18 protein-coding genes are annotated in these 16,800 nt (G+C 69.5%); 8 read left to right on the top strand and 10 right to left on the bottom strand.

What is annotated here, in order from left to right:
• Positions 1–83: 83 nt before the first annotated feature.
• On the bottom strand, positions 84–959 hold the full coding sequence (gene trhA, locus ACT3UF_RS01150; RefSeq protein WP_441444956.1) for a PAQR family membrane homeostasis protein TrhA: 876 nt from the start codon (positions 957–959) through the stop codon (positions 84–86).
• Positions 960–1,205: 246 nt separating this feature from the next.
• On the opposite strand from trhA, the gene ACT3UF_RS01145 reads away from it, so the two are divergent.
• Together ACT3UF_RS01145 and ACT3UF_RS01140 are read left to right on the top strand one after the other, a co-directional pair.
• A complete protein-coding gene (locus tag ACT3UF_RS01145) occupies positions 1,206–1,964 on the top strand; it encodes an isoprenyl transferase (protein ID WP_442332228.1) in 759 nt (252 codons plus the stop codon).
• A gap of 457 nt (positions 1,965–2,421) precedes the next feature.
• Positions 2,422–3,732, top strand: a complete 1,311-nt coding sequence (locus ACT3UF_RS01140; protein WP_441444973.1) for a PhoH family protein — start codon at positions 2,422–2,424, stop codon at positions 3,730–3,732.
• Positions 3,733–3,750: 18 nt separating this feature from the next.
• Here ACT3UF_RS01140 and ACT3UF_RS01135 read toward each other — a convergent pair whose 3' ends face one another.
• Together ACT3UF_RS01135 and ACT3UF_RS01130 are read right to left on the bottom strand one after the other, a co-directional pair.
• Positions 3,751–4,143: a MerR family transcriptional regulator gene (locus ACT3UF_RS01135; protein WP_444598985.1), complete on the bottom strand. Its 393-nt coding sequence runs from the start codon at positions 4,141–4,143 to the stop codon at positions 3,751–3,753.
• On the bottom strand, positions 4,124–4,510 hold the full coding sequence (locus ACT3UF_RS01130) for a hypothetical protein (protein ID WP_441444958.1): 387 nt from the start codon (positions 4,508–4,510) through the stop codon (positions 4,124–4,126). Before ACT3UF_RS01130 ends, ACT3UF_RS01135 begins: the two co-directional genes overlap by 20 nt.
• Positions 4,511–4,635: 125 nt before the next feature.
• Between ACT3UF_RS01130 and ACT3UF_RS01125 the strand changes: the two genes are divergently transcribed.
• On the top strand, positions 4,636–5,526 hold the full coding sequence (locus ACT3UF_RS01125) for a hypothetical protein (RefSeq protein WP_444598984.1): 891 nt from the start codon (positions 4,636–4,638) through the stop codon (positions 5,524–5,526).
• A gap of 68 nt (positions 5,527–5,594) precedes the next feature.
• Here ACT3UF_RS01125 and ACT3UF_RS01120 read toward each other — a convergent pair whose 3' ends face one another.
• Positions 5,595–7,010 (bottom strand): class II fumarate hydratase, encoded by a 1,416-nt coding sequence (locus ACT3UF_RS01120; protein WP_441444960.1) that lies wholly within the window; start codon positions 7,008–7,010, stop codon positions 5,595–5,597.
• A gap of 132 nt (positions 7,011–7,142) precedes the next feature.
• Entirely contained in the window at positions 7,143–8,054 is a 912-nt protein-coding gene (locus ACT3UF_RS01115) for a carbohydrate kinase family protein (protein ID WP_442332750.1), read from the bottom strand.
• 248 nt (positions 8,055–8,302) lie between these two features.
• Between ACT3UF_RS01115 and ACT3UF_RS01110 the strand changes: the two genes are divergently transcribed.
• Complete coding sequence (locus ACT3UF_RS01110) at positions 8,303–8,950, top strand: DUF4245 domain-containing protein (protein ID WP_444598983.1); 648 nt, start codon at positions 8,303–8,305, stop codon at positions 8,948–8,950.
• Positions 8,951–9,074: 124 nt separating this feature from the next.
• Here ACT3UF_RS01110 and ACT3UF_RS01105 read toward each other — a convergent pair whose 3' ends face one another.
• Positions 9,075–9,398 (bottom strand): exodeoxyribonuclease VII small subunit, encoded by a 324-nt coding sequence (locus ACT3UF_RS01105; RefSeq protein ID WP_441444963.1) that lies wholly within the window; start codon positions 9,396–9,398, stop codon positions 9,075–9,077.
• The gene (gene xseA / locus ACT3UF_RS01100; RefSeq protein WP_441444964.1) at positions 9,395–10,819 is read right to left on the bottom strand and encodes an exodeoxyribonuclease VII large subunit; all 1,425 of its coding nucleotides are present in this window, start codon (positions 10,817–10,819) and stop codon (positions 9,395–9,397) included. Before xseA ends, ACT3UF_RS01105 begins: the two co-directional genes overlap by 4 nt.
• 196 nt (positions 10,820–11,015) lie before the next feature.
• Between xseA and ACT3UF_RS01095 the strand changes: the two genes are divergently transcribed.
• Positions 11,016–12,029 (top strand): 4-hydroxy-3-methylbut-2-enyl diphosphate reductase, encoded by a 1,014-nt coding sequence (locus ACT3UF_RS01095; RefSeq protein ID WP_441444965.1) that lies wholly within the window; start codon positions 11,016–11,018, stop codon positions 12,027–12,029.
• A 21-nt stretch (positions 12,030–12,050) separates the two neighbouring features.
• Here ACT3UF_RS01095 and ACT3UF_RS01090 read toward each other — a convergent pair whose 3' ends face one another.
• Both ACT3UF_RS01090 and ACT3UF_RS01085 read right to left on the bottom strand, forming a co-directional pair.
• Positions 12,051–13,262, bottom strand: coding sequence for a DNA recombination protein RmuC (locus ACT3UF_RS01090; protein ID WP_444607970.1), 1,212 nt, complete (start codon positions 13,260–13,262; stop codon positions 12,051–12,053).
• A 68-nt stretch (positions 13,263–13,330) separates the two neighbouring features.
• On the bottom strand, positions 13,331–13,693 hold the full coding sequence (locus ACT3UF_RS01085) for a winged helix-turn-helix transcriptional regulator (RefSeq protein ID WP_441444967.1): 363 nt from the start codon (positions 13,691–13,693) through the stop codon (positions 13,331–13,333).
• A 182-nt stretch (positions 13,694–13,875) separates the two neighbouring features.
• On the opposite strand from ACT3UF_RS01085, the gene ACT3UF_RS01080 reads away from it, so the two are divergent.
• The gene (locus tag ACT3UF_RS01080; protein WP_444592074.1) at positions 13,876–14,526 is read left to right on the top strand and encodes an NAD(P)-dependent oxidoreductase; all 651 of its coding nucleotides are present in this window, start codon (positions 13,876–13,878) and stop codon (positions 14,524–14,526) included.
• 87 nt (positions 14,527–14,613) lie between these two features.
• On the opposite strand, the gene ACT3UF_RS01075 is transcribed toward ACT3UF_RS01080, so the two are convergent.
• Positions 14,614–15,021 carry a hypothetical protein gene (locus tag ACT3UF_RS01075; RefSeq protein WP_444598982.1) on the bottom strand — a complete coding sequence of 136 codons (408 nt, stop codon included), beginning with the start codon at positions 15,019–15,021 and terminating at the stop codon, positions 14,614–14,616.
• A 195-nt stretch (positions 15,022–15,216) separates the two neighbouring features.
• Between ACT3UF_RS01075 and ychF the strand changes: the two genes are divergently transcribed.
• The gene (ychF, locus tag ACT3UF_RS01070) at positions 15,217–16,320 is read left to right on the top strand and encodes a redox-regulated ATPase YchF (RefSeq protein ID WP_444598981.1); all 1,104 of its coding nucleotides are present in this window, start codon (positions 15,217–15,219) and stop codon (positions 16,318–16,320) included.
• Positions 16,321–16,408: 88 nt separating this feature from the next.
• Entirely contained in the window at positions 16,409–16,756 is a 348-nt protein-coding gene (locus ACT3UF_RS01065) for a DUF3021 family protein (protein ID WP_170286904.1), read from the top strand.
• The last annotated feature ends 44 nt before the right edge of the window (positions 16,757–16,800 follow it).

Here is a 16,800-nt window from a genome sequence, read left to right as displayed (position 1 = left end):
CGGCGGCCCATCCGGAATGCTGCGGCCCATCAGGGCACGGCGTCCCGTCGGATCACTGCAACCCGCCAGATCACGACGACTCGTCAGACCACGGCAACCGTGACTGCCGCGAAGTGGCAGCCGAAGCCGATCAGGGTCCCGGCATGGAAGAGCTCATGGAACCCGAACCAGGCCGGTGAGGGATTCGGGCGCTTGAGCGCATACATGACCGCGCCCGCCGTATAGGCGAGGCCGCCGATCGCCAGCAACCAGACCACGGCCCAGCCGCCGCTGGCCTGCAGCTGCGGCATGTAGAACACCGCCACCCAGCCCAGCGCGATGTAGGCGGGCACGTAGATCCAGCGCGGCGCACCGGTCCAGAACAGCCGGAAGCAGACGCCGACCAGCGCGCCGCCCCATGCGATCGCCAGCAGGGTGCGAGCCGAGCCAGGCTCGAGCATCGCCACCGCGATCGGGGTGTAGGTGCCGGCGATGATCAGGAAGATGTTCGCGTGGTCGAAGCGCCGCAGCATGATCGCCTTCTGTGGGGTCCAGGTGCCGCGGTGATAGACGGCGCTGATGCCGAACAGCAGGCCCGCGGTGAGCACGAACACCGCGCAGGCCAGGCGGATCGCGAAGGTGTCGCCGACAGCGACCAGCATCAGGCCGGCCACCAAAGAGGTGGGGAACGCGATCAGGTGCAGCGTCCCGCGCAGGCGCGGCTTGGGCAGCTGGAGGCCGAGCTGGGTGGCCCGCTGCGCCATCGCCCGGGTGAGGGTGCGCGGAGCGAACGGGAACTTCTCGGCAGTGGGCAGGTCGTCGTCGGACGGCAGCTCGGTGCCCCCGCTGCCCGAGGTCGCCTCGAAGAGCTCCCGCGCGGCGGGATCCTCGAACTCGGGTGCGGTCTGTGCGTGATCAGAAGCGTCGGGGATGTGCCCGGAAGGGCGCCGGCCGTCCTCGTGTCGAAATCCGGAATTCATGAGAACACCGTAACTTACGGGGCCGTAGGTTAATGGTGTGCTCGCTGTGTCCATCCGGTGTCGATTTCCCGGGTTCGTCGAGGCCGCGCCGCAGGGTGACCGATAATGGACAGGTGCGCCCCAGCGCCCACGACCGCGCGTCGCTGAGGCGGGGTGGAGAACGGCCCGTGGCGCGGGCATCCATGAGTGCCAGCGGGCATGAGCACCACCGGGTATGAGCAACAGCGGGACGGAACGGAGGCTGGGATGGACGACGACGGTCTCCTCTACCGCGTTTACGAGCGTCGGCTCACCAAGGAGCTCGAGTCCTTCTCGCTCCCGCAGCACCTGGGCGTGATCGTCGATGGCAACCGCCGTTGGGCGAAGGAGGCGGGGGAGACCACCGAGCATGGCCACCGCGTCGGTGCCGCCAAGATCCTCGAGTTCCTCTCCTGGTGCGACGGTCTCGACATCCCACTGGTCACCGTATGGATGCTCTCCACCGACAATCTGCGCCGCCCGCCCGAGGAGCTCGTCGCCCTCTACGAGATCATCACCGGCACTATCGAGCAGATCATCCAGGCCGGTCACTGCGTGCGGCTGACCGGCAATGCCGAGGCGCTGCCTGAAGAGATGCGCGCCGGGATCGCCCGGGCTCAGGAGCAGGTCATTCGAGAATCCTCGCTGACCGTGAACGTCGCCATCGGATACGGCGGCCGCGAGGAGATCGTCGACGCGGTGCGCGAGCTCGTGCGCGACCTCTCCGGGCAGGGGCTCGACGGCGATCAGATCGCCTCGGACATCAGCGTCGACTCGATCGCCGAGCACCTCTACACCCGCGGCCAGCCCGACCCGGACCTCATCATCCGCACCTCCGGCGAGCAGCGCCTCTCGGGCTTCCTGCTCTGGCAGTCCGTGCACTCGGAGTACTGGTTCTGCGAGACCTACTGGCCCGGCTTCCGACGGATCGACCTGCTGCGGGCGCTGCGGGACTTCTGCCGCCGGGAGCGCCGCTTCGGCGCCTGAACGGACGATGTCCTGTCTCGGCCCGGGCGGGGTCCGGCTGTGGGCGCTGCGGGGAGAGCGGCTGAGGGTGCGGCGGGTCGTCTGGATGGGGGTCTAGCCGGGCGTCACGTGGCACGGCAGAGCGAACACTCCCGCCCGCCTCCACGCCACCTGCTGTGGCCGGTGGCACACTGAAGGCCTCCGGGAGTGCTGCAGAACACCCGGTGACGATCGGGTGAACGTCGTACCCGCACCCTGCGGTACGCGCCCGATGGCGGCTGCCGGCGCGGCTATGGTCCAGGCATCCGCTCGATCTCGGGAGGCACCCATGGAAGAGACCATCACTGCTCGCGAGACGATGCCCGCCACCGACGGCACGGCATCGTTCAGCACCCGCAGCCGAGCGGCGGTGATCGACGCGGCGAACCACGACGGTGCCCCGGTGGTCCCCTCGCTGCTCCCCGGCGCCGCTCAGCAGATGCTCGCTGAGGTCGAGACCGGGGTGATCACCTACGTGCTGGACACCTCCGTGCTGCTCTCGGACCCGCTGTCCCTGCATCGCTTCGCCGAGCACGACATCGTGCTCCCGATCGTGGTGGTCACGGAGCTCGAGGCCAAGCGCCACCACCCGGACCTCGGCTACTTCGCCCGCCAGGCCCTGCGCCTCCTGGATGATCTGCGCGAGCTGCACGGAAACCTCGCCCAGCCGCTGCCGATCGGCAAGGACGGCGGGCACGTGCACGTCGAGCTCAACCACATGAGCACCGCCTCCCTGCCGGACGGGTTCCGGCTCGGGGACAACGACACCCGCATCCTCGCCGTCGCCAAGAACCTGCAGCTCGAGGGCAAGAACGTGGTGCTTGTCTCGAAGGACCTGCCGATGCGGATCAAAGCGAGCGCGTCGGGCATCCACGCGGAGGAGTACCGCGCCGAGCTGGCGCGCGATCGCGGCTACACCGGCCTGGTCACCACCGCGGTCGATGAGCAGACGATGGCCGATCTCTATGACGGCCAGACGGTCGAGATCCCTGAAGTGGCGCATCAGCCCGTGCACACCGGGCTGACGATCAGCAGCCCCCGCGGCTCTGCCCTCGGGCGCGTCACCCGCGATCGCGAGGTCCGCCTGGTCGAGGGCGATCAGACCGTGTTCGGGGTGGCAGGCCGCTCGGCCGAGCAGCGGATTGCCATCGACCTGCTCCAGGACGAGTCCCTCGGCATCGTCTCCCTCGGCGGCCGCGCAGGCACCGGCAAGAGCGCACTGGCGCTGTGCGCAGGGCTCGAAGCCGTGCTCGAGCGTCGCACCCAGCGCAAGATCATGGTGTTCCGCCCGCTGTTCGCCGTGGGCGGTCAGGAGCTCGGCTACCTCCCGGGCGACCAGGGCGAGAAGATGGGGCCCTGGGGCCAGGCCGTGTTCGACACCCTGGGTTCGATGGTCTCCCAGAACGTGATCGACGAGGTGCTCTCGCGCGGCATGCTCGAGGTGCTGCCCCTGACCCACATCCGCGGCCGCTCCCTCCACGACGCCTTCGTGATCGTCGACGAGGCCCAGTCCCTCGAGCGGAACGTGCTGCTGACGATGCTCTCCCGCATCGGGCAGAACTCCCGGGTGGTGCTCACCCACGATGTGGCCCAGCGCGACAACCTCCGCATCGGCCGCTATGACGGGATCGCCTCCGTGGTCGAGGCGCTCAAGGAGAAGGACCTCTTCGCCCACATCACCCTGCAGCGCTCCGAGCGTTCCAAGGTCGCAGAGCTGGTGACCCACGTGCTGGACGAGCCGGTGTTCTGATCGGGGAGGTCGCGCCCCTCAGCAGTCCAGGGGCGTGTCCGGCCACGGCTCGCCGGCATCGAGCTCCTCCTGCCAGGAGGACAGCAGACTCCGGGCATCCGCGATCGCTGCGGTGCGGCTGTCCAGATCCTGTTCGAGGAGCGCGATCGCCTGCCGCATCGCCACGGTGCGCCCCCTCACCGTCCGGGTGCGGGCCTTCACCTCCAGCACGGAGGAGACCTGCGCGAGCGAGAACCCCGCCCGCCGCAGGGCATCCACGATCCGCAGCAGGTCCAGCACCGCCGCATCGTAGCGGCGCCGGCCAGTCGCATCCCGCTCCGGAGCGGGGATCATTCCCACCCGCTCGTAATAGCGCAGAGTGTCATGGCTGAGCCCGCTACGGGCGGAGACTTCACCGATGAGCAGAGACATACCAGCAGTAGAGCACGACGGCGGGCGCGACCAGCAGAGCCCGCACCAGGTGATGGGACAGGGTGAACTCACCGGCCGCATGGCCCCATAGCAGCGGCCCCAATACCACCAGGGCACCGGCCCCGACTCCAAGGGTGAGGGCGAGAACCCTGCTGTGGTCGCCACCGTTCCCCCACGCCCCGAGGCCCAGGGCGAGACCGAGGGCGGTGCAGCACAGCAGCGCCGCGAGCACGTAAGCCAGCACGGACGGCCAGGCTGCCGCGAGGGATACGACGCCCTCCTGCAGGCCGCTGCGCAGAGCGACCAGGGCGAGCAGCTGCATCAGCGTGAGCAGGGTGAAGGGCACGAGAGCGAGGAGCATCATCATGGAGTGAGCACACCACCTGGAGTGCACTCCAGGTCAAGGAGCGCTCCGGAGCCGTCCCTGGTGCACACTGATGGCGCAGAACTATTGAGCAGTGCGCCATCACGGTGCCGAGAGGACCCGCGATCGTGCCCGAGGAATCCGTCCGCACCACCCGACGGGCCGCCCGTCGCCGCGCACGGGAGCAGCTGGACGATGTCGCGGAGTGGGCGCGGACGGCCGAGGGCCCGCTCACCGTGGCGGAGGCCGAGGCGCGGCTCGTACGCCGGGATCGACACCTGACCTCGACGGTGCTCGACACCCGACGGCATGGCGAGACGGAGACCCCATTCCTGCACCCGCGGCTCCGAGCAGGGCTGAAACCGCTGCGCTGGGCGCTCTGGGCCGCACTCATCGCGCTGCCGTCGCTGCCGCTGCTGCTGATCCCCCGGCACACCGGTTCGAGCAGCCCAGCAGTCCTGGATCATCGCACCGGTCGCTTTCTCGAAGCACTCGAGGTCACCTCGCTGCTGGTGATCGCGGTGCAGCTCGTACTCCTGCTCGCATGGGCGGTCTGGCCGGCGAGGGCCCACGTGGTGCGACTGATCAGCGCAGTCGCGGTCCTGCTCGTCTTCCCTCTGGTGCTGTTCAGCGGCCTGTTCCTCGCGATCCGCGGTGGGACGGGGGACTGGGGGAGCCCGGCATCCCTCAACATCGCCGCCGCAGCACTGGCGATCGGGAATCTCCTCGCCGTCACCTCGCTGCGGAGCCTCGAACACGCCCACGCCCGCGATCTGCAACGGATCCAGCACGCGTTGACCGAGGACACCGAATGGCGCCAGCAGCACTCGGGCCCGCGAGGACCGGTGGCAGCTCTCGGCTGGGCCGTCGCACTGCTGGAGGAGCGTGAGCAGAATGCGCTGCGACGCAACGGGGACCGCGTGCTGCGCGCCCTCGAGGACCGCGGTGAGATCGCTCCCGAGACCGCTCGCGCAGCCGCCGAGATGCCGCTCGGGCGATGGCACGAGCTCGACCGCTGACTACGCCATGACAGAGGAAGGGGCGCCCCACCGACCGGTGGGGAGCCCCGTCGCTCAGAAGACTCTGATCAGGCCTTCGGCGCGGTCATGGACAGCACGTCCAGGGCCTCGTCCAGCTGCGCCTCGGTGAGCTCGCCGCGCTCCACGAAGCCCAGCGCGACGACGGCCTCGCGCACGGAGATGCGCTCGGCGACGGCGTGCTTGGCGATCTTCGCGGCGGACTCGTAGCCGATCAGCTTGTTCAGCGGGGTGACGATCGAGGGGGAGGCCTCCGCGTAGAAGCGGGCCTTCTCCTCGTTCGCGACCAGCCCGTCGACGGTCTTGTCCGCCAGCACGGTGGAGGCGTTGGCCAGCAGCCGGATCGACTCGAGCAGGCTCGTGCCCATCAGCGGGATCTGCACGTTCAGCTCGAAGGAGCCCTGCGCGCCGCCCCAGGCGATCGCGGCGTCGTTGCCGATGACTTTTGCGCACACCATCAGCACGGCCTCGGGGATCACGGGGTTGACCTTGCCCGGCATGATCGAGGAGCCCGGCTGCAGGTCAGGGATCGAGATCTCGCCGAGGCCCGTGTTGGGGCCCGAGCCCATCCAGCGCACGTCGTTGCAGATCTTCGTCAGGGAGACCGCGATGGTGCGCAGCGCACCGGACATCTCCACCAGGCCGTCGCGGTTGGACTGCGCCTCGAAGTGGTTGCGCGCCTCGGTGAGCGGCAGCGAGGTCTGCTCGGCGAGGTTCGCGATGACCTTCTGCGGGAAGCCGATCGGGGTGTTGATGCCGGTGCCGACGGCGGTGCCGCCCTGGGGGACCTCAGCGGTGCGGGGCAGAGCCGCCTCCACACGCTCGATGCCGTAGCGGATCGATGCCGCATAGCCGCCGAACTCCTGGCCGAGGGTCACCGGGGTGGCATCCATCAGGTGGGTACGGCCGGCCTTGACGACGCTCTTCCAGGCCTCGGCCTTCTTCTCGAGCGACTCGGCGAGGTGGGCGAGCGCGGGCAGCAGCTTCTCGACGACGCCCTGCGTGACCGCCACGTGCACCGAGGTGGGGAAGACGTCATTCGAGGACTGCGAGCAGTTCACGTGGTCGTTGGGGTGGACCTCGGTGCCGGCGTTCGTGGCGAGCGTCGCGAGCACCTCGTTCATGTTCATGTTCGAGCTGGTGCCGGAGCCGGTCTGGTAGGTGTCCACCGGGAACTGGTCGTCGTGATCGCCGGCGATCACCGCATCCGCCGCGGCGACGATCGCGTCGGCGATGGCCGAGTCCAGCACCCCGAGGTCCTGGTTCGCGCGCGCCGCTGCCTTCTTCACCTGGGCGAGGGCGTGGATGTGTGCGGGCTCCAGGCCCTGACCGGAGATCGGGAAGTTCTCCACTGCACGCTGGGTCTGCGCCCGGTACAGGGCCGAGGCGGGCACCCGCACTTCGCCCATGGTGTCGTGCTCGATGCGGTAGCCATCCTGCTGCGCGGCGGTCGTGGACTGGTTCATGGAGAGGCCTCCCTCGGGGTTGTCATGCAGTGGATCGGTGGGAACGAACAGGGGCAGGAGAAGTGGTCTGGGGCGCGGGAGCCGTCGAGGGTGCGGGAGCCCCGGTACGGATGTGCCGGCCGCAATGGCCGGTCAGCTGAGCTCGTGGCTCCAGGGCGGGTTCGCTCCCGCGCGAGAGACGGTGATCGCGGCGAGCGCCGCGGCGCGCCTCAAGACCGAGGCGACCTCGACGCTCGGCATCGCGGCCAGCGCCGGACGCTTCTGAGCCCCCAGCAGGCCTTTCGCTGCGAGGGCATCGAGGATCCCGGCGGAGAAGGTGTCCCCGGCACCGACGGTGTCGACAGCGTCGACGACGACGGGAGAGACCTGCACCCGGCCGGACTCGGCGAAGCCCACTGCGCCCTCGGCGCCCCGGGTCATCACCGTGAGCGCGGGGCCGAGCTCACGCCAGGAGGCGACCACATCCTCCACGTCGTCTGTGCCGTACAGCCAGGCCACATCCTCATCCGACGCCTTGACGACGTCGCTGAGGGCGATGCTCGCCTCGACCCGTTCGCGCACCAGCTCCGGCGCCCCCATCAGGGAAGGGCGGGCGTTGGGGTCGTAGCTGATGGTCGCGCTCTCCCGACGGCTGCGCAGCACATCGAGCACCGTGCTGGCGCCGGGATCCAGCACTGCGGCGATCGAGGAGGTGTGCACGGCCTCGATCTGAGCGGGCAGGCCCGACGGGTCCGGGTCCCAGAGCAGATCGAACTCGTAGGTGGCAGCTCCGGTGACATCCAGCTGTGCGAGCGCCGTGGAGGTCGGCGCGGCGACCGAGCTGCCGGCCGTCAGCCGTACGCCTGACGCTTCCAGATGGGCACGGATCGCGTCGCCGCGCGCATCGTTGCCGATGCGGGTGAGGAGGTCGGTGGGATGGCCGAGGCGGCTGAGCGCCACGGCCACGTTCAGGGGGGACCCGCCGGGATGCTCACGACGGACGCCGTCGGCGTCGACGACGATGTCAGTGAGTGCTTCTCCGACGATCAGGAATCTCGCGTTCACCGCTCGATCATTGCAGGTTTCTGGGGGCGGGGCGAACGCGGGAGCAGGCGGCGGGGCGCAGCGACCGGCCGCCTGCAGTGCCGTGCCGTGCCGTGCGGCGGGTCTGGTTCGCGGTGATCCGGTTCAGCCAGGTCCGGGCGCTGTGCTGCACGAGGCGGCGCGGCGCGTGTCAGTGCCTGTGGTGAGGTCGACGGGTGGGGCGCCTCACCCTGACAGCCAGCGCGGAGGGGAGCAGGGACAATGGGGTCATGCACGATCCCGACCACGAGACCTCCGCACCTCCGGAGCAGGCTGCGCCGACCGCGCAGCCAGCGTCCCCGGCACCCCGGCCGCAGCCGAAGTCCGCCTATGAGCTGCCGTCGAAGAAGAACACCGTGCTGCGCAACATGGTGTGGGCGCTCGCCTTGACGATGGCGGTGGTGGTCGTGATCGGCATCGCATTCTTCGGCGTGGGCAGTGATCTGAAGCGTGAGCCGCTGGAGAACTCCGACCTCGATGTGTCCGCGAGCGCGGAGCGTGCACAGCGCAGCGTGCCGTTCCCGGTGGCCGTGCCTGCGGTGGGGGAGGAGTGGAGCGAGCGCTCCGCACGTTTCGCCGATGGGCAGGACCCGCGCTGGGTGGTGCAGTACTCCTCACCGCAGGGGCAGCTGGTGACCCTCACCGAGGGTTCTGAGGTCAGTGCTCCGATGCTCTCCGCAGCGTTGCCGGGCAGTGCCGTCGAGGAGGAGCTCACCATTGAGGGCGCCGAGTGCAGCCTGCTCAGCGGCGGCGAGCAGAGTTCCAGGCAGCTCGGCATCTCCTGTCAGGGCACGGACTGGGGCTTCCTCGTCCACGGCGATGCCGAGCAGGCCGAGCTCGAGGAGCTCGCGGGCGCCGCTCTGACGTCGATCGGCTGAACGGCCCGCAGTCGCACTGCCTCATGGCCGCGCGACCCGGGGCCACACTGCTGCATTGATGGTCGGCGCTGGGCCGCGCGAAGCCGCACTGGCCCGCAGTCGAGCGGCTTTCAGCCGCATTGCGTCAGCGTGAGGCGCCGTCCTCAGAGCGTCGCGCGGCGACGGCATCGTCGAGGCGTTCGCGGGCGCCGTCGAGCCACTGCTGGCAGCGGCGGGCGAGCATCTCGCCGCGTTCCCACAGCCCGATCGAATCCTCGAGCCCGCCCTGCCCGGATTCGAGCCGCCGCACGACATCGACGAGCTGGTCGCGGGCGGCCTCGTAGGAGAGCTCAGCGATATCGGCGGGCAGCTGCTGCGCACCGTCGGCGGGGGTGACCGAGGGGCTGCTGGCCGCGGGGTCGCCCTCGGTCGCCGTCAGTTCGTTCTCGGGGCTCGTGCTCGGGGTCATCGGGTCTCCTCGGGAGGGGTGGTCTGGTGGGAGGGCAGGGCCTGGTCGGAAGGGACGGCCCGGTCGGAGGGCAGAGTCTTGCCGGAAGCGACGTCCTGCTCGGAAGGGAAGGCCTGGGTGGGCTGCGCAGGAGGGGTGTACGGGTCATCGGTGGTGCGCTGCACCCCGAAGCGACCCCCGGCCACGCGGACCGAGAGTGCCTGCCCGGTGGCGGACTGGTCAGGGGCGCGGATGATCGTGCCGCCGGCGTCCTGGACCACGGCGTAGCCGCGCTCGAGGGTCGCCAACGGACTGAGGGAGCGCACCTGGCGTCCCAGGTGATCGACCTCGTCGGCCGCCCGGTCCAGGCGGGAGCCGATCAGCGTGCGGGCCAGGGAGATCCGGGACCGGATCTCGTCCGCCCGGCCAGCGAGGATCGTGGCCGGGTTCTCCAGCACGGGCCGCGATCGCATCGCATCCAGCGCGGACTGCTCACGCTCGATGCGGGCCCGGATCCCCGCTCGCAGCCGGGTGCGGCCGAGGTCCAGCTGCTCGACCTCGGCCTGGATATCGGGGACAACCCGCTTCGCGGCATCGGTGGGGGTGGACGCGCGGACATCCGCCGCGAGGTCGATCAGCGGGGTGTCCACCTCGTGACCGATGGCGGAGACGATCGGAGTCTTCGCGGCGGCGACCAGCCGGGTCAGCTGCTCGTCGGAGAAGGGCAGCAGATCCTCGAGGGAGCCGCCGCCACGGGAGATGATGATGACGTCGACCTCCTCGCGCTCGTCGAGCTCGCGCAAGGCTGCGGAGACCTCCCGCACCGCCTTCGCGCCCTGCACCGCGACCTCACGGATCTCGAACCTCACCGCTGGCCAGCGGCGCTGGGCGTTGACGACCACGTCTCGCTCGGCCGCGGATTCCCGGCCGCAGATCAGGCCCACCACGCGGGGCAGGAACGGCAGCGGCTGCTTCCGAGAGGCGGCGAACAGCCCCTCGGCTGCGAGCACGCGCTTGAGCTGCTCGAGCCGGGCCAGCAGCTCACCGAGGCCCACCGGACGGATGTCGTCGGCTTCGAGCTGGAGGCTTCCGCGCTTGGTCCAGAAGGTGGGCTTGGCGTGGATCACCACCCGTGCACCCGGGACCGGCTCGACCGGGAGGGTGCGCAGCACATGCTCGCGAACCGGGACCGAGAACGACATATCCACGTCGATGTCCCGCAGCGTCATGAAGCTCATGCCCGCGCCCGGTCGACGGTTGAGCTGGACGATCTCGCCCTCGACCCACAGTGGGGCCATCCTCGCCACGTACTCGCCGACCTTGACGGACAGCTGCCGCAGCGGCCACGGATTCTCTGCGGTGGTCTGCGCTGCGGTGGCGGCCAGTGCGGGCCGGGCTGCCGCGCCGCTGTCCGCATCCGGCTCGGGAGAGGTCTGCGTCATGGGGTCCACTCTGGCACGAGGTCCGGACAGCTCATCGCAGCCGGGCCCTGCTGTGGACCCACTGCACCTGTGGAGGGACAGTGCCTGTGGACGCGCAGCGCCTGTGGCCGCACAGTGCCTGTGGAGCGAGGGTGCCTGTGGAGGGATGGTGAGTCTTGCCCCACCACCCTGCCACCAGCGCGGTTCGCCTCCTACGATGGGAGGCGTGAGCACCGGAACCGTCCTTCTTGCCGAGCCGCGCGGCTACTGCGCGGGTGTCGACCGAGCTGTGGTCGCCGTCGAACGTGCCTTGGAGCATTACGACGAGACCATCTACGTGCGCCACGAGATCGTCCACAACAAGTTCGTGGTGGACCGTCTGAAGGAGAAGGGCGCCGTGTTCGTCGAGGAGGTCGACGAGGTCCCCGAGGGGGCGCTCGTGATCTTCTCCGCCCACGGCATCTCCCCGAAGGTCCGCGAGATGGCCGAGGCACGCAATCTCCGCACCATCGATGCGACCTGCCCCCTGGTGACCAAGGTCCACAAGGAAGCGGTGCGCTTCGCCCGCCAGGACTACGACATCCTGCTGGTGGGCCACGAGGGCCACGAGGAGGTCGAGGGCACCGCTGGCGAGGCACCCGAGCACGTCCAGATCGTGAACTCGCCGGACGACGTCCACAAGGTCACCGTGCGCGACCCCGAGAAGGTCGTCTGGCTCTCCCAGACCACCCTCAGCGTCGACGAGACGATGGAGACGGTCGACAAGCTGCGTGAACGCTTCCCGACACTGCAGGCCCCGCCCAGCGATGACATCTGCTACGCCACCCAGAACCGCCAGGTCGCGATCAAGAAGATCGCCCCGGACGCGGATCTGGTGCTGGTGGTCGGCTCCCCGAACTCCTCGAACTCCGTGCGCCTGATGGAGGTCGCCAAGGATGCCGGCGCGAAGGCCTCCCACCGCATCGACTCGGTCTCCGAGCTGCGCGAGGAGTGGTTCGAGGGCGTCGGGACCGTGGGCGTGACCTCCGGTGCCTCGGTGCCGGACGTGCTGGTCCAGGAGCTGCTCGCCGAGCTGGCCGAGCGGGGCTACGGAGACGTGAAGCCTGTGCGCACTGCGACGGAAGACCTGATGTTCTCCCTCCCGCGCGAGCTGCGCCAGGAGATGAAGAACCGGGGTGTGAGCGACAGCCGCACCAAGCCCACCGGTGAGGGTGCGACCGCCGAGTCCTGATCTGAGCGCTGCCCGCCCGAGTCAGCCCGTACGGTCCTCGCGCAGGGGCTGCGAGCGGGACTCCACCGGTGCGGCGAGGTCCGCGATCTCCTCCTCATCGAGTGTGCGCGCCCGTCGCGTGAGCTGCTCGACCTCGTCCACCGGGGTGCCGGCGAGTCCGAGCTCCTCGAATCGTCGTGCGGTGACCATCACACGTGACTGCAGGGAGCCGACCGCCTCGTTGAACGCGGCGACCGACGAGTCCAGCGAACGGCCCACCTTGCCCAGGTGCCCGGTGAAGGTCCCGAGCCGGTGGTGCAGCTCCCGGCCCGCGTCGAGCACGGCGCGGGCATCGCGGTTCAGGGCGTCGGTGCGCCAGGTGTGCGCGACGGTGCGCAGCAGCGCGACCAGCGTGGACGGGGAGGTGATCACGACGTCCTTGGCGAAGGCATCCTCGAGCAGATGGGGATCGGTCTCGAGCGCCGCGGCCAGCACTCCGTCACTGGGCACGAACAGCACCGTGAACTCCGGGGTGTCCCCGAGCGCCTTCCAGTACGCCTTCGCGGAGATCACGCCCACGTGGTGGCGCAGCGCCTTCGCGTGAGCCTTCCGGCGCGACGCGGCGCGCTCCGGGTCCGTCTCCTCGGTCGCATCGAGATAGGCGTCCATCGGCGCTTTCGCATCGAGCACCACATGCCGGTCCCCGGAGAGGTGGACCACCAGGTCCGGGCGCTGCCCGGCGTTCCCGTCGGCCCGCGTGCCGGAGAGCTGCTCGGAGAAGTCCACGTGCTCGATCATTCCGGCGGCCTCAACGATCCGCCGCAGCTGCACCTCGCCCCAGCGTCCGCGTGCGGTGGGGGCGCGCAGCGCGGCGGTGAGGGCGCTGGTGCCGGACTCGAGGGACTGCGCGCGCTGGGCGAGCTGGCCGAGGTGCGCCCGCAGCGCCCCTTCCGCCTCGATGCGCGCGGCCTCGGAACGGGCCAGGGACCGCTCGAGATGGGCGAGCGTGGAAGAGATCGGCGCGAGGGTGCGCTGGAGCTCGACCTCACGCTCCTCCTCGGCCGCGTCCCTGCGGGCGACGTCCCGCTCGTGGCGCTCATCGGCCAGGCGCAGCAGCTGCCCGGCCGCATCCGTCTCGGAGCGCCGGCTCTCCACCAGCGCCCGCGCACGCTCGCGCAGCAGCAGCCAGGTCACCGCGGCGCCGAGCACCGCGCCGAGGGTCAGCCCGATCAGGAGCATCTGTGTTCCGCTCATGCGCCCCAGCACACCACGGGGGTGTGACGCGCGAGCGCCGCCACGCCCGACGGCCGACGGGAGGGACTTCAGGCGAGCGCGGAGCCGGCCCGCGCGGCCTGCACCTCGTCCATGTGCTGCCGCGCCCACTCCACCAGGCCGTGCAGCGGCGCCAGCAGGGAGCGGCCGAGGGGTGTGAGCTCGTACTCGACCCGCGGCGGGATCTCCGGATAGGCGGTGCGCAGCACCAGCCCGTCGGCCTCGAGCGAGCGCAGGGTCTGGGTGAGCATCTTCTGCGAGATGCCGTCGACACGGCGGGAGATCTGGGAGAAGCGCTGCGGGCCGTCCTCGAGCATGCCGATCACGAGCACCGTCCAGCGGTCGCCGATGCGGTCGAGCAGCTGTCGCGAGGGGCACTCGCGGTTGTAGGGGTCGAAGTCGAACAGGGCCATCACGAGCTCCTCTGTGAGGGACGGAATACCGCGGAGGGATGGTTACCGCAAAGTGCCTACTTCCCATTAGAGACTAGGTTACCTACGGTGAGTGTCAAGGTCCACGGCATCTGCAGCGGGCCAGGGGCATCCTCGCCCCGTGATCTCGACCGCGCTCAGGAGAGCGCACGGAAGGAGAGCCCATGGCTCGCATCATCGTTCTGGGAGGCACCGGATACGCCGGGAGCCACATCGTCGCGGAAGCGGCAGGCCGCGGCCACGAGGTCGTCGCCGTCAGTCGCACCGCGCCGGAGTCGCTGCCCGCCGGCACCACCCACCGCGCCGGCGATGTGCGCGATGCGGAGTTCCTCGCAGAGCTCCTGGACGGCGCCGACGTCGTGATCGCGGCCGCGTCGCCCCGTGGCGACCTCGCCGAGGCGGGCCTGCTGCGCAGTGCCTACACGGACCTCCGCGGCCTCGCCGCCGAGAAGGGCGTCCGCCTCGGCGTGATCGGGGGCGCCGGCTCGCTGTTCGTCTCCGAGGGCGGCCCCAAGCTCGTTGACATCCCCGAGTTCCCCGAGCCGTTCAAGGTCGAGGCCCGTGAGCTCGATGCCGTCCTCGAGGACCTGCGCGCCGAGGGCGAGGAGCTGGACTGGTTCTTCGTCAGCCCCGCCGCGATGTTCAACGGCATGAACCCGGGCGAGGCCAAGGGCACCTACCGCGTCGGCGGCGACGTGATGCTCGCGGACGAGGAGGGGAACTCCGAGCTCTCGGGCGCGGATCTGGCCCTCGCGATCCTCGACGAGGTCGAGACGCCGGCCCACCGCCGCGCCCGCTTCGCCGTCGCCTACTGAACGACCCTCGCGCGCTGATCCGCCTCTGCGCAGCGGCCGGGCCTCACCGGGGCCCGGCCGTTCGCTGTCGTGCCGGCCGGTCATCGTTCAGGAGGGGAGCGAGCCCGTGCGGAGCAGATGGTCGAACTCGCGGGTGAAGCGCTCGGCGTCGGCCCTGCGGTGCGGCACCATCTTCAGCTCGCGGCCCGAGGCGGCGGCCACCTTCACGCGCGCGAAGAGCCCGGGCCGGTAGGTCACACCGGTCACCTCGGAGGCCGGTACCTCCCGCTTGACTTTGGCCTGCTTGATCGGCCCTGCGACGGCGGCGATCATCACGCGCGCAGCGGTCACGATCATGACCTCCGGGAAGTCGCCGGCCACACCCGGCAGCACCAGCAGCACCTCTTCTTCAGGAGTCATCAGTGAGGGGATGTCGCGGCGCAGCCCCGGGCTCTCGAACAGCTCGTTGCGGTTGAGGGCGGTCGCGTAGGTCATGGAGGCGCGCGAGGCTGACATGCTCCGAGTCTAAAGATCACGCCCTCCCCAGAAGCCGGCCGAGCCGGTACCCGCGCGGCGCGCTGCGACGAGCGCCCACTGTGCTGACCACCGCCGACGGCGAAGGCCCGAATGTCCAGGTGATCCTCATGGGGTCTGCGACGTCACCCCCGGGGCGGGGTCACGGCCGGGCACGGTCCCGTAGAATCAGCTCCCGTGGCTCTAACAATCGGAATCGTGGGACTGCCCAACGTTGGCAAGTCGACCCTCTTCAACGCCCTGACCCGCGCTGAGGTCCTCGCCGCGAACTACCCGTTCGCGACCATCGACCCCAACGTGGGCATGGTGCCGCTGCCCGATCCGCGGCTGGCGGAGCTCGCCACCGTGTTCGGCAGTCAGAAGCTGCTGCCGGCGACGGTGTCCTTCGTGGACATCGCCGGCATCGTCAAGGGCGCCAGCGAGGGCGAGGGCCTGGGCAACAAGTTCCTCGCCAACATTCGCGAGGCCGACGCGATCTGCCAGGTCACCCGCGCTTTCGCCGATCCCGACGTGACCCGCGTGGAAGGCTCCACCGACCCCTCCAACGACATGGAGGTCATCACCACCGAGCTGATCCTCGCCGACCTCCAGACCATCGAGAACTCGATGCAGCGCCTGGAGAAGGACACCAAGCGCGGCCTGGTCGACTCCGCCGTGCTCGAGAACGTCATCAAGGCGAAGGCATTGCTGGAGACCGGCAAGACCCTCTACCAGGGCGCTGAGGCGGCCGGCATCGACGTCGCCGCGATCCGGGACCTGCAGCTGATGACGGCCAAGCCCTTCATCTACGTCTTCAACACCGACGAGGAGGGGCTCGCCGATGCCGCCTCCCAGCAGGCGCTGCGTAACCTCGTCGCCCCCGCCGAGGCGATCTTCCTCGACGCGAAGTTCGAGTCCGAGCTCATCGAGCTCGACGAGGACGAGGCCGCCGAGATGCTCGAGTCCACCGGCCAGGAGGAGTCGGGCCTCGCCCAGCTCGCCCGTGTCGGCTACGACACCCTCGGCCTGCAGTCCTACCTGACCGCCGGCCCCAAGGAGTCCCGCGCCTGGACCATCCCCAAGGGAGCCACCGCCCCCCAGGCCGCCGGCGTCATCCACACCGACTTCGAGCGAGGCTTCATCAAGGCCGAGATCGTCTCCTTCGACCAGCTCATGGAGGCCGGCTCAATGGCGGAGGCCAAGGCCAAGGGCTGGGTGCGCATCGAGGGCAAGGACTACGTCATGAAGGACGGCGACGTGGTCGAGTTTAGGACAGGACTTACATCTGGAGGTAAGAAGTAGCATGCCTGGATTAGCTCCGACGACGCTCCCTTCTGTGCAGCCGGTGGGCGGCTTCATTCACGGGCAGGCCGCGGCTAGAATCACAGGTATGAGACAAACGCGGCCGTTCGCTATTTCAGGCGTAATAACGGGCACAGTCATGGTGGCAATCTCATTCTTCATCGAGGATGCCGCCCAATCGAAGAGCACGTTGGTTGCGGGGCTTATTGCGGCGGTCACCATTGCTGCGATACCGATTTACGATATCAACTCGTGGTCTCTCACGAAACGCTCACTCGTACATTTTCTTGCGATGCTCGCAACCGTATTTCCGCTACTTCTCTTCAGCGAATGGTTCACTCTGCCAGTGGCCATCAGTGTGTTTTTACTGTTCGGCATCGTTGGCTGGACAATCGGCTACGTCGTCTACCGGGTTCAGGAGAAGAAGCAGGCATAGAGCTGACCCTCAGGGGTAGAATAAGACCGCGCACACGCGCACGA

Source organism: Brachybacterium sp. AOP24-D1-21 (genome assembly GCF_052378665.1).
Taxonomy (GTDB): Bacteria; Actinomycetota; Actinomycetes; order Actinomycetales; family Dermabacteraceae; genus Brachybacterium.
This window is presented reverse-complemented; position numbering and strand designations above follow the sequence as displayed.

Excerpts from the sequence above, each read along its gene's own strand:
- ACT3UF_RS01110 (WP_444598983.1), top strand. The coding sequence starts at position 8,303 with ATGCACGATCCCGACCACGAGACCTCCGCACCTCCGGAGCAGGCTGCG.
- ACT3UF_RS01145 (WP_442332228.1), top strand. The coding sequence starts at position 1,206 with ATGGACGACGACGGTCTCCTCTACCGCGTTTACGAGCGTCGGCTCACC.
- ACT3UF_RS01135 (WP_444598985.1), bottom strand. The coding sequence starts at position 4,143 with ATGTCTCTGCTCATCGGTGAAGTCTCCGCCCGTAGCGGGCTCAGCCAT.
- ACT3UF_RS01105 (WP_441444963.1), bottom strand. The coding sequence starts at position 9,398 with ATGACCCCGAGCACGAGCCCCGAGAACGAACTGACGGCGACCGAGGGC.
- ACT3UF_RS01090 (WP_444607970.1), bottom strand. The coding sequence starts at position 13,262 with ATGAGCGGAACACAGATGCTCCTGATCGGGCTGACCCTCGGCGCGGTG.
- trhA (WP_441444956.1), bottom strand. The coding sequence starts at position 959 with ATGAATTCCGGATTTCGACACGAGGACGGCCGGCGCCCTTCCGGGCAC.
- ACT3UF_RS01095 (WP_441444965.1), top strand. The coding sequence starts at position 11,016 with ATGGGAGGCGTGAGCACCGGAACCGTCCTTCTTGCCGAGCCGCGCGGC.
- ACT3UF_RS01120 (WP_441444960.1), bottom strand. The coding sequence starts at position 7,010 with ATGAACCAGTCCACGACCGCCGCGCAGCAGGATGGCTACCGCATCGAG.
- xseA (WP_441444964.1), bottom strand. The coding sequence starts at position 10,819 with ATGACGCAGACCTCTCCCGAGCCGGATGCGGACAGCGGCGCGGCAGCC.
- ACT3UF_RS01130 (WP_441444958.1), bottom strand. The coding sequence starts at position 4,510 with ATGATGATGCTCCTCGCTCTCGTGCCCTTCACCCTGCTCACGCTGATG.
- ACT3UF_RS01075 (WP_444598982.1), bottom strand. The coding sequence starts at position 15,021 with ATGTCAGCCTCGCGCGCCTCCATGACCTACGCGACCGCCCTCAACCGC.
- ACT3UF_RS01085 (WP_441444967.1), bottom strand. The coding sequence starts at position 13,693 with ATGGCCCTGTTCGACTTCGACCCCTACAACCGCGAGTGCCCCTCGCGA.
- ACT3UF_RS01080 (WP_444592074.1), top strand. The coding sequence starts at position 13,876 with ATGGCTCGCATCATCGTTCTGGGAGGCACCGGATACGCCGGGAGCCAC.
- ACT3UF_RS01140 (WP_441444973.1), top strand. The coding sequence starts at position 2,422 with ATGCTCGCTGAGGTCGAGACCGGGGTGATCACCTACGTGCTGGACACC.
- ACT3UF_RS01065 (WP_170286904.1), top strand. The coding sequence starts at position 16,409 with ATGAGACAAACGCGGCCGTTCGCTATTTCAGGCGTAATAACGGGCACA.